Genomic DNA, 18030 nt, shown 5'->3' on the forward strand with positions numbered 1-18030 from the left:
AAGGAGTTTATTTAAGATGGATCTCTGTAAGTCATGTTTACTGTCGCTGGCCTGCACTTTATTGCTGGTGAGTGTTGGAAATGGGGCAGATCCCACTGAAGATTCTCTGGAGACGGTCAAAAAGAATCTGAATAACAAGCAAGCCGTCCTGGTCGATGTTCGCGAAAAGTCTGAGTGGGATAATGGTCACATTTCCGGTGCGACTTTTCTACCCCTCAGTACGCTGAGCAATGGAATCACCCCCAAAGCATTGAATATGAAGCTTTCCAAGAAACACATCATCTACACGCATTGCGCAGCCGGTTTCCGTTCCTGTAAGGCGGCTGATGTTCTCTTGATGCACGGGTACGACGTGCGGCCACTCGAGCCCGGATATGATGACCTGATTGACGCCGGCTTTAAGAAAGCCAAATAGGCAACCGTATGATCAATTGATAAAATGAATGAGGGGCAGGGACCGATGTTACCGGTTCCTGCCCCTGTTTTGTTTTCCTGAAACAGCTTCACTACTTAAGGCTGCAGGCAATACAGCTGGCTACCCGTTCTGAGAACCAGGTAGCCGTTCACAATCGCTGCACCGTACAGAGTCGGTCGCGAGAACATGGCAACGCCCTGGCGGCGTTCGGCTGAGGTTTCCTCGGCGGTGGGAACGTTGTTGACCGGTGGATTGTCTTCGGTCCAGAGTTCATTCTCGGCAAGGACTTCGAATTCATTACCCGCTTTCAAAACGGTCGTCACGCCGTTTTTACCGAAGAAGTAGACACGGTCGCCGATGCCGACTGGCGTCGCCCAGCACGACTCTTTAATCCGGCTGGTATAGACTGACTCTCCGTCTTTGGCATTCAGACAGTAAACCACGCCGACGCGGTTCACCCAGTAGGCATTCCCCTGGTAGACGATGGGCGTTCCCCAGGAGGGCGTCGGGCTGGCATTGGTCCACGCGAACTGGGGCTCCCAATCATCGCCCTGCTGTTTGACCACGAACAGACCGTTCGATTTTTTCGCCAGCTCGTTGTTATCTCCCTCCCGACCCGGTGAAGCGCCGATCAGGAATTCGCCGTTGCCTGCGGGAATCGGGCTGGTCTTGTTATTGCCGCCCACTTCGTCGTAGGTCCAAAGCTGTTTACCCGTCTTCGGATCGTAGCCGTCGATGGAACCCGCCGAACTGCAGACCACCTGCTGTGCCTCGCCCACTGGGACAATCATCGGCGAACTCCAGCTGACGCGACTCTTACGATCGGTCTTCCAGAGCTCACTACCATCCGCTTTGCTGACCGCGGTGATGTAAGACGGACCTTCATCGTCGATGAGTACAATCACGCGATCCTGCCACTGCACGGGAGACGCTGACAGACCGAACTTGTTTTTCGGTGCCCCGTAACGTTTCGTCAGTGAGGCAGCCCACTTCAATTCGCCGGCATGCGAGAGGGCCACGATGTCGCCACTTTCGAAGTAAGCGTAAATGCCGTTCTCATCCAGTACAGGCGTCGGTGCGGCCCGGCTGATGTAGACACTGTTCTTCTCGGGATAGGTTGAAGGCTGAATGTGATCCCAAAGCTGTTTGCCGGACTTAAGCGAAAAACAGACGACGTGCAGCTGCTCCTTGTCTGGCCCTGCGACCGAAGTGACATACACCTGGTCGCCCCAGATCACCGGGCTGGACTGTCCATAGCCGGGGATTCCTGCTTTCCAGGCGACATTCTTTTCCGCCGACCACTGCGTGGGAATGGTCTCCGCCTTGAGGGGAGAAGCACCCGCTCCCAGAAAACCGGGCCACTGTTCCTGCGCGGAGAGGGTGAGGGGCAATGACAATACAAACAAAACAAACAGCAGCGGTCTCATAGTCGTCGTCCTGAATTTCATGATAGCGGGTCTCGTCTCAAGGCAGACAAACATGTTTGTCAAACTGATGTGGTCTGCAAGTTATCAGCCATTATGTGCAGGCCGGTAGCAATGGCTCAAACGAGGCCAAGGTCATCTAAAGGGATTTACCAACACTACACAAAGAAATACCGATCGAATCGGTGATTCTCGAGACCGGAAAGAGCCAGGCCACTCTCCGTCTCAGGGAATTGTAGACAGAAATCTGGAATTTCTTAACATTTTTACAAAAAAGCCTGCCAATCGCGGGAGAGACGATTGACGTCTCTGGGTTTTCTGCGATCATCAGCACTGCTTTATGAAAAAAGCAGCACCCACCAAAGTCACCCCGCGCTCCAGCTGGTTCATTTGAAACCAGCGTCAACTGATTTCCTGCCTTACCTGTAGATCTATCCCGATCCAGCCTGACAGTGCGCCCATTGATGGTCACGCCAGGATACAGGAGCGCCCAGAGGAGCCATTCCGTGAACTTCAAAGTCCTGTTTGTACTATTGCTGACCGTCTTATCTGTGGCAGTAGTACCTGGTTTAAAAGGGGATGCGCCAGTCATGAAAGTGGATCAGATGACCGGCGAAGTCTGGCAAGGTCGCTTTGATGCTCAGGGGAGACAGCATGGTTACTGTACCCGGCACGATCGCGATGGGAATCTGATTCAGGAAGATGAATTCCAGCATGGCATGTGCGTATTTCGCCGGCGATATGATAGAGCTGGCAACCTGACCCTCGAACTCCGCGAGGGAGAGGACTATCACCTGGTTCAGATCTTTCCCCAGGATTAATTCTTGAAGTGGCGACAATGTCGCACACCACAAACAAAAAAACGATGCAGAGCAAACGGGCTGCTCTGCATCGTTGATTTTTTCGTCGAATCGTTCTCAGTGATTACTGCATCTTACGGCAGATAGCTTCTGCCATTTCCTGAGTACCGACGGCGGTCGGATCGTTGCGGTCAGGCTTGAGGTCGTAGGTGACGTCTTTACCTTCTTCGATGACATCGGCAACAGCCTGATCCAGTTTGGCGGCTGCTTCGTGCTCGCCCAGGTAGTCCAGCATCATTTTACCGGAGAGAATCAGGGCGACCGGGTTAACCTTGTTCTGGCCTTTGTACTTCGGAGCAGAACCGTGGGTTGCTTCGAAGATGGCAGCTTCGGTACCGATGTTGGAACCAGGAGCGACGCCCAGACCACCGACCAGACCGGCACAGAGGTCACTCAGAATGTCGCCGTACAGGTTGGAAGTAACGAGCACATCGTACAGTTCGGGCTTCTGAACCAGCTGCATGCACATGTTGTCGATCAGACGCTCATTGTATTCAATGCTGCCGCCACAATCGGGAACGTTACCAGCCAGCTTGGCATCTGGTTCGACGCCTTCTGCCAGGTCTTCCCATTCGAACTTGGCACCATAGGCTTTCGCAACAGCCCGGGTTTCATCGTACCACAGACCGTCGGTGAACTTCATGATGTTGGCTTTGCAGATCGAGGTGACTGCTTTGCGTTTGTTGTCAACGGCGTATTTGAACGCGTAGTTACAGATATCACGGGTTCCCTGGTAAGACATCGGCTTGATGCTGACGCCGGTCTCATCGAGAGGTGTGTTGATCTTCTTACCGGTCGCGAACTCGTTGATCGTCTTGATCAGCTCAGCGGTCTTTTCTTCGCCCGCCTGGAATTCAACGCCAGCGTAGAGGTCTTCGGTGTTTTCGCGAACGACGACCAGGTCGACGTTGGAATCAGCAAAGTAAGTCCGAACCCCTTTGTAGGTTTTACAGGGACGAATGCAGGCATACAGTCCGAGTTCCTGACGCAGGAACACGTTGACGCTGCGGAAACCTTTTCCAATCGGGGTGGTGATTGGTGCCTTGAGGGCAATTTTGTTCGCCCGGATCGATTCCATGACCCGATCGGGAACACCGCCCTCGGCTTCAATGACTTCGATTCCACATTCCTGAACATCCCAGTCGATTTTGACTCCTGTCGCATCAACACATTTTCTGGTAGCCTCGGCGATTTCGGGACCAACACCATCGCCCGGGATTAATGTGACTTTATACATCGTTTCCTCTAATACTTCTGACAAAAAGGGAATGTGACCGGGATCTCAATTGCACCAATAACAAGGCGAGGGGCCTCATGTCGCTTGAAACCAGAGGCCTGACTGGTTGATACTGATGAAATGATTCACAGATAAGCAGTGACCGTAGCAAATCAGATATCGCTTTTCAACTATACGAGAGAGCCGTCCCCCGGTTTTCAACTCAATCCGAGCACCCCGATGATCCAGCGTTTTCTTCATAATTACCTGCTTCGACACCAGAACCGCGCCAATCAGATCCTGCACCTGATCGGTGTGCCTCTCACATTCGGGGGACTCATCGGATTCGGCATCGCGGGAGAGTGGATTTATGCCTGGTCCGCATTCGTCGCGGGGTATGTGCTGCAGTTTCTGGGGCATGCCATTGAGCAGAATGACGCCGGCGAACTCATTCTGATTAAGAAATTACTGGGAATCCCCTACAGGGAGTTCGGTCCACAGACCCAATCTCAACAGAATTTTGACCAACCGTCAAAAAAGTCAAGTTGTAACGATTGAAGCGCCGATACCGAATGTAGTGATTTTATCGCTTGCACTGTCTGTCTTGCGCTCCCGTGTGTTCGTAACCTGTGGGGCAGACTGTTTCAGGCGGTAGATTCTCCCTGAACGCTACTTCGATTATGAAACATAAGCTGTTTAAATAAAACACTTTACGACCATAATTGACGTTCATGTCTTTAAGGATGGATACATGAACCTACGCCGGAATTTACGCCTGATTCTCTGTGGATGCATGATGACCACTCAAATAATGGGTTGTCATGGTCTGGGAACCGATACCGATCTGCACTATCTGGGTGACAAGGAGCTTCAATACTATGAAGACGTCGCCACAAAGATAGAATATCCCGCAGTTTACGAAGAAACACCCGAGGAGATTACCTTCTCGGGCAAGCCGCGGACGCTGGTCGATCGCTCCCAGGATCAGATCTGGGACTTGCCTCTGATGGACGCCGTCCACCTCGGTCTCGCGAACAGTGAGGTGATTCGTGTGTCCGGCGCATTGGGAACGAACGGCAACTCATTGCTGAATAATCCGGACGGAACACCTTCGATTTTCGACCCGGCAATCCAGGAGACCAACGTGCTGCTGGGTGGTGCCCGTGGTGTGGAAGCAGCGTTATCCGCCTTCGATACCACATTTACCGCAAATATGTTGTGGGGTCGTTCCGAACAGGTTCAAAACAGTCCCTTCTTTGGTGGCGTCCCTGGCGGAACTCTGATTCAGGAAACCGGTCAGTTTCAGTCCGGGCTCTCCAAGAACTTCGCCAACGGTGGTCAGTTTGCCATCAATCATAACTGGAATTACACCGGCAGTAATGCCTCCAGCCAGTTGTTCCCCTCGAACTATGCCGGGAACCTCGGGCTGTCATATCGTCAACCTATGCTGGCGGGAGCCGGGGTCGAATACACCCGCATCGCCGGTCCGATCGGAACCAGCTTCTCCGGGATTACCGGGGTGAGCCAGGGGGTCGTGATTGCCCGGATCAACAATGACCAGGCACTCGCGGACTTTGAACGCAACGTGCGAAACCTGATCTCTGATATCGAAGAGAGCTACTGGCAGCTGTACCTGGCTTATCGTCTGTACGATACGCAGGTCGTCGCCCGTAACTCCGCCTTACGCAGCTGGCGTGAAGCACATGCCAAGCTGGAAGCCGGTGGTACACGTAACTTCAAGCCGGCTGATGAAGCCCAGGCCAAAGACCGTCTGTTTGAAACCCAGGCACTCGTCCAGGCAACCCGCAGTGAGATCTATACTGCAGAAAGCCGATTCCGTCGTCTGGTCGGTCTGCCCGTTAACGATGGTAAAATCATCCGACCTATCGATGATCCCATCGCCGCAGAGTTCTCGCCGGACTGGAGCATGTGTCTCACTGAAGCTCTCGTTCACCGCGTTGAGCTTCGCAAACAGAAATGGAATATCAAGAGTCTCGAACTGCAGGCTCTGGCAGCAACCAGCCTGACCAAACCCCGGTTCGACTTCGTTTCCAGTTACCAGGTGAACGGCTTCGGCGACCGTCTGCTGAGTCAGAAGAATACAGATGGTATCACAGGCCAGGGCCTGCACAGTGCCTATGGAACCATGATGGATAATGACCAGGACAGCTGGACCCTCGGCTGGGAATTCAGCATGCCCCTCGGTTTCCGTTCGGCACATGCTCAGGTCGAGAATCTCGAATTCCGTCTGTCGAAAGCCCGTGCGATTCTGCAGGCACAGGAAATGGATGTGAGCCAGGAGCTCGCAATCACCTTCCAGGACCTGACCAAAAACTATGCGACCGCTCAGTCCAACTTCAACCGCTGGCGTGCGGCCCGCAGACGTGTGGAACTGTTCGACGCGGAAGTCCAGGCGGGTACCACGACTCTGGATACCCTGCTGCGTGCTCAGTCCAGTCTGGCACAGGCAGAAACCGAATACTACCGTTCGCTGGTGGCTTACAACATCGCGATCAAGAACCTCCACAAGTGGAAGGGAACCTTACTCAAACACAACAACATTCACCTGATGGAAGGCGAATGGAATCCGATCGCCTATCAGCAGGCACTGCGGAAAGCCTGGGCTCGTACCCACGGTATCGAAGCTCACAAACTGCAGCATAAGCCGGCTCCCTTCGTGGCCGATGGCTATGTGGGCGAAGTGGGCGTGATGCCTGCACCGGCCCAGGAAGGAACCTACTCTTCCGAGCAGGAAGGTATGACACCTGAATTCCAGCCTGTTCCGGAACCGGGCATGTCACCTGAATATGCACCACCGGTCACACCACCTCCACAGCCCGAGGCACGCATCCAGCTCAACGGGCAGGGCGGCACCAACCCGCTCGCCCCGACCTCGGTCGATCGGGCGGTGAAAGTGGCACTGGAATCGGATCAACCCCAGAGCGACCTGTATGTGACACCGATTGGCGGAACTCTGGATCAGTTGCCTGTTCCACAGGAAGAAATCCCGAGTTCACAGGCAGAACTGCCGATTGCCAATCCGGAAGACAACCTCGATCTGGAATTTCGATCGGCCGACAGTTTTTAGTACTGAAACACTAAACGATTGAGCGGGTCGCTTTATTCAGGTCATACCGCTTTCACCGACAAACAGGACGGGCGTCCCTGTTTTTTATGGTCGTGTTTGATTTTCTGTATCCTTTGCGAGCAGTGGATGTTAGGTTTGAGCGTCACAAGTGAGTGAAATACCTGCAGCCGCTTAACTTTCATTTGTGAATCGTTGTGTCGATGCCCATCTCCATCGATTGTTGTTTTCCATAGTTGAGGTCTCTACCGTTTCTGGCTCTGACTCAGAGACGTGCTGGAGCTGCAACTCAAGTTTCGGGTTTGAAAACCCGCCACTGACCAGGCCTGTGGAAAAGCATTGAAAAGTTAGTCAATGGTGGCAGGACGAATCCATCGTCTCCTGAAGCTGATTGCGCTGTTACAATCGGGACGAGTTTTTAATTCCGCACAACTTGCGAGCGAATGTGAAGTCAGTCGAAGGACTGTATTCCGCGATCTGAGAACGCTGCAGGAATCGGGTATCTATGTACTCTTCGACGAGGAGAAACAGGGGTATTCTCTTCCCTGGAGAACCATCGTTCCCTTCAAGGACCTGACCTTTGAAGAAGCACTAGCCCTCTTTGTGTTGTGCCAGGATCTCGACCAGACCACAGTCGGCCTCCCCTTTGACCAGTTTGCCCGCTCCGCTTCCGCCAAGGTTCTGAACAGTCTGCCCGACGCACTTCGCGAAAACGTCATCGATGCAGCTCAGACCATTTCCGTCTGGGGCACCCCGGTGAATCCGAGTGAGCTCAGTGCCAGTCACCACAAGAACCTGTTTCAGGCTGCCATCTCGCGGAAGAATATCCGCATTCAATACACTGTGCCCGGGGAGAAGAAACCACAGTCCACGATGCTCAGCCCCTATCATATTCTGTACGCCAACCGTCAATGGTACACGGTGGGACGCTCTTCCGTAGACCGCGGGATCAAAGCGTTTCCCGTTCTAATCATTGTTAAATCCGAAATCCTGGATGAAACCTTCAGTCGCCCCTCCCGCTTCAAACTGGATCGCTACCTGGGCAATTCGTGGGACCCGATTAGAGGGAATGGAAAACGCGTGTCGGTGAAGATCCGCTTTCAGAGCACTCTGGCCCAGAAAGTGTCCCAGATCATGTGGGACCCTTCCCAGGAGATCAGGAAGCTGAAGGGGGGTATGATTGAATTCCGGGCCCGGGTCGACACGCTGGAGGAACTCGTCGGCTGGGTCCTGAGCTTTGGCGATCAGGCGGAAGTGGTCTCGCCACGAGCGTTATGCGATCTGATTCAGCAGCAGGCCTCCGCGATCGTACAAATTTACAGTAAATAAGGATTGAAAATCGGCGAACCCAGGGTCTGGAAACAGGGTCATCAGACAAAACAAACCCCTTTACTCAGCCCCTGATTCAAAGTGTCAGATTGCGCATGTATACTATTCGCCGGCTTCGCGTCGATTATTCTGCGAAACCTCTTAAAATCCCGGCTGAAACTGCTGACCTGCCCCACCATTGGGTTTACTATTTCGGTTAAGAAACCGTACCCGCAGGCAGGAAATCTCTCGTTTTCCGCTTGAACAGCGCCTGAGACGATGTGTCTCGCTGATCGCATTGCGTATGATATCATCAGGAGCGCTGATTTCCCGAAGGGAGCGATGCGCAACCGCATCCGCTGGAAGACCTGCCCACCCGGAAACAACCGTCTCTAGTGGAGAGAAACTCTCCAGAGTCATATATCAAGATCGTATTGAAGTGAGGAAAGACAAATCATGTCAGATGGAATTCAATTCGCTGGAAGGACTTCAGTCGAGCAGGTAGAAGAAGGAAACGAACTGGCCCCCAAGTTTGACCAGGACGGTTTGATTCCGGTTGTCACCACCGACTACACCTCAGGTGAATTGCTGATGCATGCCTACATGAATGAGGAAGCACTCAAGAAGACCATTGAACTGGGTGAAGCCGTCTACTGGAGCCGCAGCCGACAGGTGCTCTGGCACAAAGGTGCTACCAGCGGGCTGGTCCAGAAAGTCAAAGAGCTGCTGATCGACGACGACCAGGATACGGTCTGGCTGCGTGTCGATGTCATGGGAGGCGGGGCCAGCTGTCACGTTGGTTATCGCTCCTGTTTCTATCGCCGTGTGCCCGTTGGTGAAGAAGGCAAAGAGAAAGGCCTGGCGCTCGAATTTACGGAAACCGAAAAGGTTTTCGATCCGAAAGAGGTTTATGGAGACGCTCCCAATCCAACCAAACTGTAAATCGGTTTTAGTCACGACAGGTGTAATATGAGTCATTTCAGTCGACGTGATTTCCTGGCTGCTTCGCTGGCGGCTGCGGGATCTGCTTATTCGCTCGAAGAGTGGGCGTTTGCCAACCAGAGCGAAACAGCCAACCATCCGAATCTGCACATCGCCCCCTTCCGGTTCGATGTTTCGCCTCCCAAAGGGCATTCCCTCTGTGGTGGCTGGATTAAACCGGTCGTCGGCTACGATGATTCACTGGAAGCGATCGGCTATGTCCTGCTGGGTGCGGGCAAGCCGATTGTGGTCTGCGCGGTCGACTGGACCGGCTTGCTCAACGATGCTCACATCAACTGGCGACAGGCTTTAGCAGAAGCCGCCGGAACGAGCATTGATCGCGTGGCCGTGCAGTGCGTGCATCAGCACAATGCTCCTTTCGCCTGTCTGAACGCCGAACAGATTGTCCTGGAACAGGGAGATCTGCCGCATATCGTCGAGCTGGATTTCTACAACGAATGCCTGGACAAGGGCCGCAAAGCAGTTTCCGCAGCGATTACGAAGGCCGAGCCGGTCACGCACATCGCCCACAGCCAGGGCAGAGTCGACAAGGTCGCTTCCAACCGCCGGATCAACCGCGACAAGGAAGGCAAGATCATCAGCATGCGGGGTAGCAGCTGCCGGGACGAACGTCTGCGGAGCATGACGGAAGGCACCATCGACCCCTTCCTGAAAACGGTTGCCTTCTACAACAAAGACAAAAAGCTGGTCTCCTGTCACTACTACGCCACGCATCCGATGAGCTATTACGGTGACGGTCGCGTGAGCAGCGACTTTACCGGCATGGCCCGTAAACAGCGTCAGCAGGAAGAACCGGGTTGCACGCACATTTACTTCACCGGCTGTTCCGGAAACATTTCCGCGGGTAAGTACAATGACGGCTCCAAGCCGATGCGGGCTATTCTGGCTCGACGGATTTACGACGGCATCGTCGCTTCCGAAAAAGGGCTCAAACCGGAGCCGGTCGGCAAACTGACCTGGAAAACGCATGACATTTTACCTCCCGTTCGGAGCAGTTTCAGCGTAGAAGAATTAACGAAGACGATTTCCAACAAAAGTAACAGCGTTGTGAATCGCAATCGTCCTTCCTTCATGCTGGCCTGGATGCAGCGGATCGAGAAGCAGATTCCGATCACCCTGAGTTCATTGCAGGTCAACGATATCAAAACGCTGCACCTGCCCGCCGAGAGTTTCATTGAATACCAGCTGCGCGCCCAGAAAATCCAGCCGGATGAATTCATCGCCACAGCCGCTTACGGGGACGGGGGACCATGGTACATCCCGGTTGCCGAAGAGTACCCCGCCGGCGGATATGAAGTCAGCGTCGCTTTCTGCAATCCCGGGGTCGACGCCATCATGACGCAGGGCATGCAGTCCCTGTTGAAGAGTTAACCGAATTTCAGAATCGTTCAGCAAACCCCAGTTGAGAGGTTGAGTGAGTCACATGGGTATGACAATTATGCGACGGGTCAAGTTTAACGCCGGACACCGTCTGTTTCGCCACGAAGGAAAATGCCAGTTCTTTCACGGCCATAATTACATCGCTGATTTTTACGTCACCGGCCCGGAAACGGACGCCGTGGGTCGGATTATCGACTTTGCGCAACTCAAGGCGCTGCTGAAAGGCTGGATCGACGAAAACTGGGATCACGGCTTCCTGCTCAACATCGAAGACGAAAATGGCCTGAACGCAATTCGCATGGTCGAACCGACCAAGTACTTCGTACTGCCTTACAATCCGACCGCGGAAAACATGGCCCGCTACCTGCTGGACGAAGTCTGCCCGAATCTGCTCAACGACCTGGGAGTACAGGCCGTCAAAGTCGTGATCTGGGAAACCGAAGAGTCCTGTGCCGAAGCGACTCTGGACCAGAAAGACAAAACGGACGCCGGCCTGCTCGATGCTTTTGAAACCGATTCATTCCCGACCGGGTTTCACTGGTAATAAACCTCACTGAAGATATTGTTCTTCACAACGCGCAATAAAAAAGCTCTGGACCAGATCAGTCCAGAGCTTTTACTTTTGTCTCTTCTCTTCAGCCGCTTAGTCTTCTGCAACGTAAGGCAGCAGACCGATGAAGCGGGCCCGCAGAACGGCTTTCCGCACTGCACGCTGGTAGAGGGCAGAAGTCCCTGTCCGACGACGGGGCAGGATACGTCCTTCGCGATCCAGGAGAGAACGCAGGGTTCTCAGATCCTTGTAATCGACATAGACGGGACGTGGAATGTTACCATCCGGGCAGAACCGGCATTTGAGCTTCTTTTTCAGACGAGCTCGTTTTTTCCGACGTTTGACAATCTCTTTACGGGATAAACCGACTGACATAGTGTTGTTCCTTTTTCATGCGTCGTAAGAACTTAGGACACCCGAGACCGGGGCGACGCTGATTTCAGTGTGCTGGCAGGGGCCGCGACTCACACAGTGCGGCCGGTTCGCTTACCAGCTGGATTTTTTCATGCCGGGGATCAGGCCATCTAAAGCCATATCCCGCAGAGCGATACGCGAAATCTGGAACTTACGGTAGTTACCACGAGGACGACCTGTCAGCTGACAGAGACGACGCATACGGGTGCGGCTGGAGTTACGAGGCAGTTTGGCAAGGCCTTCGTAGTCCCCTTTAGCAATCAGCTCAGCCCGCTTTTCAGCATGCTTTTCTACCAGAGCGTAAATTCTCTTCTGTTTTTCAATCTTCGATTTGGATGCCATTTATATACCTTCTTCGACAAATTCCAAAATTAGGAACGACTGTTATACTGGCTCTCCCGCCAGATCGTCAACTTGCCGGACTGTTTTTGCTCTGAAATGAGCTAAAAAAAGCAATCATTCCGAAATTCTTTACAGCCCCTGGTTGACACACATGTTCATGCGCGCTCTATTTTTTCTCTTTCTGAGGCTGCGGGCGGAAATATTTCATCGATTCGACCACCACCGTGCGGCGGGTCGCGATGCGGACCAGCAGAGAGAGCAGGTAATTGCCCCAGCCGGAAACCATATACTGGCGTTTCTTTTCCAGGGCTTTGAGGCCGGTCTTGACCACCTGATCGACGGTCTGATAGCGATGCTTCTTCAGCCAGCCTTCCACGCCAGCCACATCGAAGAACTCGGTCTGCGTCGTTCCGGGGCAGAGTGCAGTCACTGTCACCCCTTTGTCGCGGGCTTCCGCCCAGAGTCCCTCGGTGAAGTGCAGTACGTAACTTTTGCTGGCAGCATAGGCGGACATGTAGGCCACCGGCTGAAACGCGGCGACCGAGGCGATATTGATGATTCCGCCGTGTCCCCGTTCCATCATTTCGGGCAGATAGAGGTAAGTCAGATCGGTCAATGCGCCCATATTCAGCTGCACCATCTGCATCACCCGTTCCCGGTCGGTCGAGGCAATATCCGAAACCACGCTGAAACCGGCATTGTTGATCAGCAGTTCGATCTGCACACCACGTGCGTTGATCTCATCGTAGAGTTTTCGGGGTGCCTCCGGTTCAGAAAGGTCCAGCACGACGACTTCTGTTTTGGTTCCATGCCGGGTCAGCAGGTCGGCAGCCAGCTCTTCCAGCTGCTCCTGACGACGTGCCGTCAGTACCAGATGCATTCCCCGTGCGGCCAGCCGGTGCGCAAATTCAAGGCCGATTCCGGATGAAGCACCCGTAATCAGAGCCCATCGATCAGAATATTCGTCTATCACAGCTGACTCTCCAGAAGTATCCTGTTGGAGACTTAGATTTTCCATTGAAAAGAGGCCGGGAAGAAGTGCTGCCCGCGTCAGGGGGAATCGTAATTGAATTTGTGTCTGGTGAAAACCCCGTAACCACTGTTTATACCCCCGCTTTGATCGATTTTTCGCCGTTTCAAATTGAAGTCAAAGCGGTTTTTTGACCAAATGAGGAGCATAATGTCACCGATCGAACGACTCAGCCGGGAAGAAGTTCGCAGCGTCGACCAGCGTACGATTGAAGAATTCGGGCTCCCCGGAATTGCCCTGATGGAGAATGCCGGCCGCGGCGTGTTCGAGTTACTCGTCTCGCTCAAAGCCCAGGGTCCCATCAAAATCTGTGCGGGTAAGGGGAATAACGGCGGGGATGGCTTCGTCATCGCCCGTCACCTGGACAACGCCGGCATCCCCGTTGAACTCTATCTGCTCACCGATCCCGAACAGCTCACCGGCGATGCCGCCACGAATTACCAGGTCGCTTCGCGGATGGGTCTCTCGATTCAAGCCGACCCCGATCTGCAGGATCCGGAACGATTTCGTGCGTTCCTCGATTCAGCCGAGTGGATCGTCGACGCCTTATTGGGGACCGGCGTGCAGGGAGAGGTGCGCGAACCTTTCGCCACCGCCATCCGGATGATGAATGCAGCACCCGCCAACATCCTGGCCATCGATCTTCCTTCGGGCCTCGACTGTGACACGGGACAGCCTTTGGGAGAATGCATCATCGCATCGCAAACGGCGACCATGGTGGCGGAAAAGCTGGGTTTCGCGGAACCGAAGTCGCAGCAATTTACGGGCACCGTACATGTGCTGGGGATCGGTGCACCGCGACAGATCATCACGGAACTCCTGCAAAAACAGTAGTTTCTGTCCGCTCAGCGGCTCTCACTTCCCAGCTGTCATCAGCCGGCAAAATGGAAAAAACAGCCGATTCACAAAAACGGGGGTTCTCAAATCCGCCGTAAACCCGATATATTATAGTTTGCCCGATAACCCGAGTGAGTGGGCCTGTTTGACTGACCGTTGACTACTGCTACCGGTACCTGCATCAAAACGCAGGGATGAGATTTAGGTCCATGGACAAAAACTTCTGGTTTCTCAAGAACTGTGACCTCTTCGAACGACTGAGCGAAGATCAAATCGCCCAGGTCGAACGGAATGCGTCCGTCAAGCAGTTCGCGCGTGGAAACATGGTTTATCTCCCGACCGAAACCAGCGACTCGGTCTACCTGCTGCTCAACGGCAGAATCAAGCTCTACCACATCACGGGAGAAGGCAAACAGGCTCTGCTGGCACTGATCGAGCCGGGTGAGCTGTTTGGGGAACTGGCGATCCTCGGCGGCGGCGAACGTGAAGAATATGCCGAAGCCATGCTGAAATCGACCATTCTTCGCATCCCCGGAGTCGTGATTCAGGATCTGATGCACCAGCATCCTGAAGTCTCTCTGGGTGTGACCAAGCTGATGGGACTCCGACGACAACGGGTGGAACAGCGGCTCAAATCCCTGCTGTTTCGTTCCAACCGCGACCGGCTGACGCACCTGCTGCTGGAACTGGCGGAAAAATATGGCCGGTTTACCCCCGAAGGCGTTCTGATCAATATCAAACTCTCGCACCAGGAACTGGCGAGTATTATCGGCAGCACACGTGAAACCGTGACTGTCCTGCTGGGCGAACTGCAGGACGAACGCAGTATCGATATCCAGAAACGACACATCATCCTCAGAAAGGCCCGCTATCTGGCTCATTCGATTGATTTCAAACTCACCCCCGCCTTTCAGTCCAAACCGGATCAGTCGGGAGAATTTGTCTTAAGAGGAGCGGAAGCCTGAACTTAGATTGTCCATCCCCAGATATGCTCATCAGAAATGTGCAGGAAGTGTAAGCTATCTCACAGATCACACCAGAGCAGACTACGATAATAAACACAGGGTATCACCCCGCTCGAGAACTGGTACAAATCCTACTGTGACAGTAGGAGGTTTAAAAAATGAATACACAACTTACATCCGAAACTGAATCAGAATCTGAATGGAAGGCCTGCGCGCCGGGCGACCTGGAACAATTTGTCACCGTGATGAAGAAGCGGCGTAAAGTCAGCCACATGATCACCGGGGCCGAGATCCTCACCGCCTGTCTGGCCGTCGGGCTGGTTGGCTTTTTTGGTCTGAACTCGTTCTCAGGCTCTGCAGAACCGCCAACCGAGCAGGTCGCGAAGAAGGTAGGTAAGAAGTGCCCGGGCGGATTGTACTGTGATGAAGCGCTGAACCATGCGGAAGCTTTCGTCGCTCACAAGCTCGACGCTGAAACAACCAGTAAAATGAAGGAACATCTGGCCCATTGTCCCGGCTGCCAGAAAAAGGTTGATCAACTTCGCATAAACATGCACAATAACGCCACTGCCCACATCGGTCCGTTACAGGAAGAGTCCGAGTGGGATGCGTTTGTGTTGACCTTAAATCAGTAACCGACTGATTTCTCCGGTTCCCTGAAAGGATTGAGGGAATGTCCCAGGAAGAAGAAACCCCTGCCGACGACGATCGGCTCTCCAGCGAAGATGACTTCCTGGCTGCCTTTTCGTCATCAGGTCAGGTCGATGAAGAAATCGACGCCGACTACGAACGGACGCTCGAAGCGCTGGAAGCTGTCGAACGGGATCTGGAACTCCCCGAAGAACCTGAGACAGACGAGCCTGTCGCAGCGGCTGCCGTCAAAACCAGTTCCCAGACCGCCACCAAACGGGAAACCCGGATTCCTCCGCGTGCCATCATCGAAGCCGCGCTGTTTGTCGGCGGCAAGCCATTGACCACGAAGAAACTCTGCTCGCTGCTCAACGACGAGTACTCAACGTCTTACGTCGACGATCTGCTCGACGATCTGAACCGCCAGTACAACGACGAAGCCCGCCCGTACGAAATCCGCATGGAGGAGGGGGGCTATCGCCTGATTCTCCGTCACGACTTCGAACGCATCCGCAACCGCGTGTATGGTTTCGGCCCGAAAGAGGTCAAGCTGACCCAGGACGCGCTGGAAGTCCTCGCGCTGGTCGCTTATCGCCAGCCGATCACCAAGGACGAGATCATCGCCGCCGGCAAAGACAAGGCGGCCGGTATCCTGCGACAACTAATCCGTCGCGAACTGATCGCCATTGAGCGCAACGAAGACAAGAAAGCCGAAGTCAAATACATCACGACCAGCCGCTTCCTGCAGGTCTTCGGCCTGGGTAACATCGAAGAATTACCTTACAGTGAATCGCTGAATCACAAATAGTTCCGGCGCTGCAAACAGCCAGAGTACAGAGAGAACTATTATGGACTCTCATTCTGAGTGGCAGTCTTCTGCGGACGATTCCTTCGAAACAGATAGAGCAGCATGGCAGTCACAAGCAGGATGCCCAGTAGTATTTTCGCTACGGCATTTGATTGAAGCTGCTTCTCATCTGGTATCTGCGGCTTCTCCGGACTTTTCTCTGGTGCTGCCGGATTTACTTTCATGATCGCCTGCGCCCATTCCAGTGAAGCTTCCCGGTTCCAGGCCAGTTCATCATGCGGCGCGTAACAGTAAAGGTAGATCACCTTCCCGGCCGGATTCAGAAACGTGGTCGTGCAAGACTGAAACTCCGTTCGGCTCCGAACGCCGTCAGACACGGTCCCTTCAAAGAGCATTGAGAAGGAAAAGATGTTCGACGAAGCATGGTGCTCTTTGAAGGGGATAAACTGAGAGAACTTCAGATCCAGGTCTGATCCCGTCTCCTGTTTGACCTGCTCTACAATCCGATCATAAAATTTCGGATCGCGGGAACGGAAATCCTCTATCACAGGATCGTTATTCGCGCGCGTGTTCTCCTGAATTTCCTGAAATCGATCATCTCCCGTAATCGGTTGGGCCATGTTTTTCATCAGACGCAGAAAAAATTTACGTCGAATTTCCGGCGACTCACCGGCCCGGGCTGCAGCGGCATCTTCTTCTGTTATGTAAAACCCCAGCTGTTCAAATTTGGGATCTGCTTTAGCCAGCATTTCCGCCATCTGGTAAACACGCGGCAAGTCCGGAGTCACGCGTACAAACCCGGCGGGCGGAGGAACTTCAATCTCAGTTTCCCATACCTTGAACTTCTCGGCGTAAACACTTGAACTGAGACAAACAAATATCAACAGGATTTCACGCAACCGTTTCATTTTTATCCTCTGAGGAAGCCACCTGCTTCCGTCTCCGTTTCACTATGATGGCGAGCACCGCCATCATAGCCAGGGTCACCAGCGTTGCAATCGGAATCAGGTTTTCGCGACTGTTATCCGGGAGGCGATCCGGGAATGGAGACGGCTCGGGATTCTGTGACAGGATCGCCTTTGCCCAGGCGCGGGAGGTGGTGCGCGTCCATTCCAGATCCTTGTAAGGCGCGATGGCCCCCAGGGCGATCAGCTTTCGCTTCACGTTCAGGAAGGTGAGCGTATTGACATTCGCATCCTGGACCTCATCTGCGCCCTCGATCTGCACCCCATAGGACACATACTTAGAGCTGGATAATTCATTGATCGATTCATAATGCGGTTCGAGGGCGACCGTATTTGAAATCTGAAACGCGACATTCAGATCCAGCTCACGGCTGAGATCACGACTCAAATTGTCGCGGGTCTGCTTCAGCTTCTCGGCCAGCATGTCCCGGTATTCCTGGTTCCTCTCTTTTGTCGTCAGCTTGAACATCGCGAAATCGGAAGCACTGTAAGAACGTTGTCTGGATTTCTCCGGGATCTGCAGAATCAGGTACCGCGCAGGTTCGACCGGTTCTCCCTGGCGCAGTTGAGCAGCCAGCGCTTCGGTCAGATAGAAATACACGTCCATCCCCTGCCGTTTCGTTTCAGCCATCATCTGATCGAAGGGGAACAGCTCCCTGATCTCCGGAGTCACATTCACAAAACCGGCAGGCGGTGGAATCTCCAGGCGGCTTGTCCCCAGCTGAAAAGATTCTGCCTGTAATAAGTTTCCGCAGCACAGGATCAGTGCCAGCCAGCAGAAAGATGCGTGCTTCATGGA

19 protein-coding genes are annotated in these 18030 nt (G+C 53.6%); 12 read left to right on the forward strand and 7 right to left on the reverse strand.

Translation table 11 applies throughout. The features are described 5' to 3' along the window. The first annotated feature begins 16 nt into the window (after nucleotides 1-16). Nucleotides 17-415, forward strand: coding sequence for a rhodanese-like domain-containing protein (locus HG66A1_RS31450; protein ID WP_145193502.1), 399 nt, complete (start codon nucleotides 17-19; stop codon nucleotides 413-415). Between the two features lie 95 nt (nucleotides 416-510). On the opposite strand, the gene HG66A1_RS31455 is transcribed toward HG66A1_RS31450, so the two are convergent. Further along, nucleotides 511-1842, reverse strand: coding sequence for a PQQ-binding-like beta-propeller repeat protein (locus HG66A1_RS31455; RefSeq protein ID WP_145193504.1), 1332 nt, complete (start codon nucleotides 1840-1842; stop codon nucleotides 511-513). Nucleotides 1843-2345: 503 nt separating this feature from the next. On the opposite strand from HG66A1_RS31455, the gene HG66A1_RS31460 reads away from it, so the two are divergent. After that, entirely contained in the window at nucleotides 2346-2660 is a 315-nt protein-coding gene (locus HG66A1_RS31460; protein ID WP_145193506.1) for a hypothetical protein, read from the forward strand. 103 nt (nucleotides 2661-2763) lie between these two features. Here HG66A1_RS31460 and HG66A1_RS31465 read toward each other — a convergent pair whose 3' ends face one another. Further along, on the reverse strand, nucleotides 2764-3936 hold the full coding sequence (locus HG66A1_RS31465; protein WP_145193508.1) for an isocitrate/isopropylmalate dehydrogenase family protein: 1173 nt from the start codon (nucleotides 3934-3936) through the stop codon (nucleotides 2764-2766). A 219-nt stretch (nucleotides 3937-4155) separates the two neighbouring features. Here HG66A1_RS31465 and HG66A1_RS31470 point away from each other — a divergent pair, with 219 nt between their 5' ends. The 6 genes from HG66A1_RS31470 (at nucleotide 4156) to HG66A1_RS31495 (ending at nucleotide 11234) form a co-directional block, all read left to right on the forward strand. After that, nucleotides 4156-4473, forward strand: a complete 318-nt coding sequence (locus tag HG66A1_RS31470) for a DUF962 domain-containing protein (protein ID WP_145193510.1) — start codon at nucleotides 4156-4158, stop codon at nucleotides 4471-4473. A gap of 193 nt (nucleotides 4474-4666) precedes the next feature. After that, a complete protein-coding gene (locus tag HG66A1_RS31475) occupies nucleotides 4667-7003 on the forward strand; it encodes a TolC family protein (protein WP_145193512.1) in 2337 nt (778 codons plus the stop codon). Nucleotides 7004-7354: 351 nt separating this feature from the next. Further along, on the forward strand, nucleotides 7355-8329 hold the full coding sequence (locus tag HG66A1_RS31480; protein ID WP_145193514.1) for a helix-turn-helix transcriptional regulator: 975 nt from the start codon (nucleotides 7355-7357) through the stop codon (nucleotides 8327-8329). A 435-nt stretch (nucleotides 8330-8764) separates the two neighbouring features. Beyond that, a complete protein-coding gene (hisI, locus tag HG66A1_RS31485) occupies nucleotides 8765-9250 on the forward strand; it encodes a phosphoribosyl-AMP cyclohydrolase (protein ID WP_145045806.1) in 486 nt (161 codons plus the stop codon). Between the two features lie 27 nt (nucleotides 9251-9277). Continuing rightward, a complete protein-coding gene (locus HG66A1_RS31490) occupies nucleotides 9278-10681 on the forward strand; it encodes a hypothetical protein (protein WP_145193516.1) in 1404 nt (467 codons plus the stop codon). A 52-nt stretch (nucleotides 10682-10733) separates the two neighbouring features. After that, nucleotides 10734-11234, forward strand: coding sequence for a 6-pyruvoyl trahydropterin synthase family protein (locus HG66A1_RS31495; RefSeq protein ID WP_145193518.1), 501 nt, complete (start codon nucleotides 10734-10736; stop codon nucleotides 11232-11234). Between the two features lie 99 nt (nucleotides 11235-11333). Here HG66A1_RS31495 and rpsR read toward each other — a convergent pair whose 3' ends face one another. The 3 genes from rpsR to HG66A1_RS31510 form a co-directional block, all read right to left on the reverse strand. Next, nucleotides 11334-11615 (reverse strand): 30S ribosomal protein S18, encoded by a 282-nt coding sequence (rpsR, locus tag HG66A1_RS31500; protein ID WP_044236819.1) that lies wholly within the window; start codon nucleotides 11613-11615, stop codon nucleotides 11334-11336. Between the two features lie 111 nt (nucleotides 11616-11726). Then, nucleotides 11727-11996: a 30S ribosomal protein S14 gene (rpsN, locus tag HG66A1_RS31505; protein ID WP_145193520.1), complete on the reverse strand. Its 270-nt coding sequence runs from the start codon at nucleotides 11994-11996 to the stop codon at nucleotides 11727-11729. A gap of 166 nt (nucleotides 11997-12162) precedes the next feature. Beyond that, nucleotides 12163-12969 (reverse strand): SDR family NAD(P)-dependent oxidoreductase, encoded by an 807-nt coding sequence (locus HG66A1_RS31510; protein WP_228030747.1) that lies wholly within the window; start codon nucleotides 12967-12969, stop codon nucleotides 12163-12165. A gap of 207 nt (nucleotides 12970-13176) precedes the next feature. Between HG66A1_RS31510 and HG66A1_RS31515 the strand changes: the two genes are divergently transcribed. From HG66A1_RS31515 to HG66A1_RS31530, 4 genes are all read left to right on the forward strand, one after another. Then, nucleotides 13177-13860 carry an NAD(P)H-hydrate epimerase gene (locus tag HG66A1_RS31515; protein ID WP_145193525.1) on the forward strand — a complete coding sequence of 228 codons (684 nt, stop codon included), beginning with the start codon at nucleotides 13177-13179 and terminating at the stop codon, nucleotides 13858-13860. Between the two features lie 212 nt (nucleotides 13861-14072). Then, a complete protein-coding gene (locus tag HG66A1_RS31520) occupies nucleotides 14073-14828 on the forward strand; it encodes a Crp/Fnr family transcriptional regulator (RefSeq protein WP_145045822.1) in 756 nt (251 codons plus the stop codon). 158 nt (nucleotides 14829-14986) lie between these two features. Then, nucleotides 14987-15463, forward strand: coding sequence for a zf-HC2 domain-containing protein (locus HG66A1_RS31525; RefSeq protein WP_145193527.1), 477 nt, complete (start codon nucleotides 14987-14989; stop codon nucleotides 15461-15463). Nucleotides 15464-15501: 38 nt separating this feature from the next. Next, nucleotides 15502-16266 carry an SMC-Scp complex subunit ScpB gene (locus HG66A1_RS31530; protein WP_145193529.1) on the forward strand — a complete coding sequence of 255 codons (765 nt, stop codon included), beginning with the start codon at nucleotides 15502-15504 and terminating at the stop codon, nucleotides 16264-16266. 38 nt (nucleotides 16267-16304) lie between these two features. On the opposite strand, the gene HG66A1_RS31535 is transcribed toward HG66A1_RS31530, so the two are convergent. Then, nucleotides 16305-17174 (reverse strand): hypothetical protein, encoded by an 870-nt coding sequence (locus HG66A1_RS31535; RefSeq protein WP_145193531.1) that lies wholly within the window; start codon nucleotides 17172-17174, stop codon nucleotides 16305-16307. Continuing rightward, nucleotides 17158-18027 carry a hypothetical protein gene (locus HG66A1_RS31540; RefSeq protein ID WP_145193533.1) on the reverse strand — a complete coding sequence of 290 codons (870 nt, stop codon included), beginning with the start codon at nucleotides 18025-18027 and terminating at the stop codon, nucleotides 17158-17160. The genes HG66A1_RS31535 and HG66A1_RS31540 overlap by 17 nt, the downstream gene beginning before the upstream one ends. Nucleotides 18028-18030: the final 3 nt, after the last annotated feature.

This window comes from Gimesia chilikensis (assembly GCF_007744075.1).
GTDB lineage: Bacteria > Planctomycetota > Planctomycetia > Planctomycetales > Planctomycetaceae > Gimesia > Gimesia chilikensis_A.

Excerpts from the sequence above, each read along its gene's own strand:
- HG66A1_RS31450 (WP_145193502.1), top strand. The coding sequence starts at position 17 with ATGGATCTCTGTAAGTCATGTTTACTGTCGCTGGCCTGCACTTTATTG.
- HG66A1_RS31455 (WP_145193504.1), bottom strand. The coding sequence starts at position 1,842 with ATGAGACCGCTGCTGTTTGTTTTGTTTGTATTGTCATTGCCCCTCACC.
- HG66A1_RS31465 (WP_145193508.1), bottom strand. The coding sequence starts at position 3,936 with ATGTATAAAGTCACATTAATCCCGGGCGATGGTGTTGGTCCCGAAATC.
- HG66A1_RS31470 (WP_145193510.1), top strand. The coding sequence starts at position 4,156 with ATGATCCAGCGTTTTCTTCATAATTACCTGCTTCGACACCAGAACCGC.
- HG66A1_RS31475 (WP_145193512.1), top strand. The coding sequence starts at position 4,667 with ATGAACCTACGCCGGAATTTACGCCTGATTCTCTGTGGATGCATGATG.
- HG66A1_RS31480 (WP_145193514.1), top strand. The coding sequence starts at position 7,355 with ATGGTGGCAGGACGAATCCATCGTCTCCTGAAGCTGATTGCGCTGTTA.
- hisI (WP_145045806.1), top strand. The coding sequence starts at position 8,765 with ATGTCAGATGGAATTCAATTCGCTGGAAGGACTTCAGTCGAGCAGGTA.
- HG66A1_RS31490 (WP_145193516.1), top strand. The coding sequence starts at position 9,278 with ATGAGTCATTTCAGTCGACGTGATTTCCTGGCTGCTTCGCTGGCGGCT.
- HG66A1_RS31495 (WP_145193518.1), top strand. The coding sequence starts at position 10,734 with ATGGGTATGACAATTATGCGACGGGTCAAGTTTAACGCCGGACACCGT.
- rpsR (WP_044236819.1), bottom strand. The coding sequence starts at position 11,615 with ATGTCAGTCGGTTTATCCCGTAAAGAGATTGTCAAACGTCGGAAAAAA.
- rpsN (WP_145193520.1), bottom strand. The coding sequence starts at position 11,996 with ATGGCATCCAAATCGAAGATTGAAAAACAGAAGAGAATTTACGCTCTG.
- HG66A1_RS31515 (WP_145193525.1), top strand. The coding sequence starts at position 13,177 with ATGTCACCGATCGAACGACTCAGCCGGGAAGAAGTTCGCAGCGTCGAC.
- HG66A1_RS31520 (WP_145045822.1), top strand. The coding sequence starts at position 14,073 with ATGGACAAAAACTTCTGGTTTCTCAAGAACTGTGACCTCTTCGAACGA.
- HG66A1_RS31525 (WP_145193527.1), top strand. The coding sequence starts at position 14,987 with ATGAATACACAACTTACATCCGAAACTGAATCAGAATCTGAATGGAAG.
- HG66A1_RS31530 (WP_145193529.1), top strand. The coding sequence starts at position 15,502 with ATGTCCCAGGAAGAAGAAACCCCTGCCGACGACGATCGGCTCTCCAGC.
- HG66A1_RS31535 (WP_145193531.1), bottom strand. The coding sequence starts at position 17,174 with ATGAAACGGTTGCGTGAAATCCTGTTGATATTTGTTTGTCTCAGTTCA.
- HG66A1_RS31540 (WP_145193533.1), bottom strand. The coding sequence starts at position 18,027 with ATGAAGCACGCATCTTTCTGCTGGCTGGCACTGATCCTGTGCTGCGGA.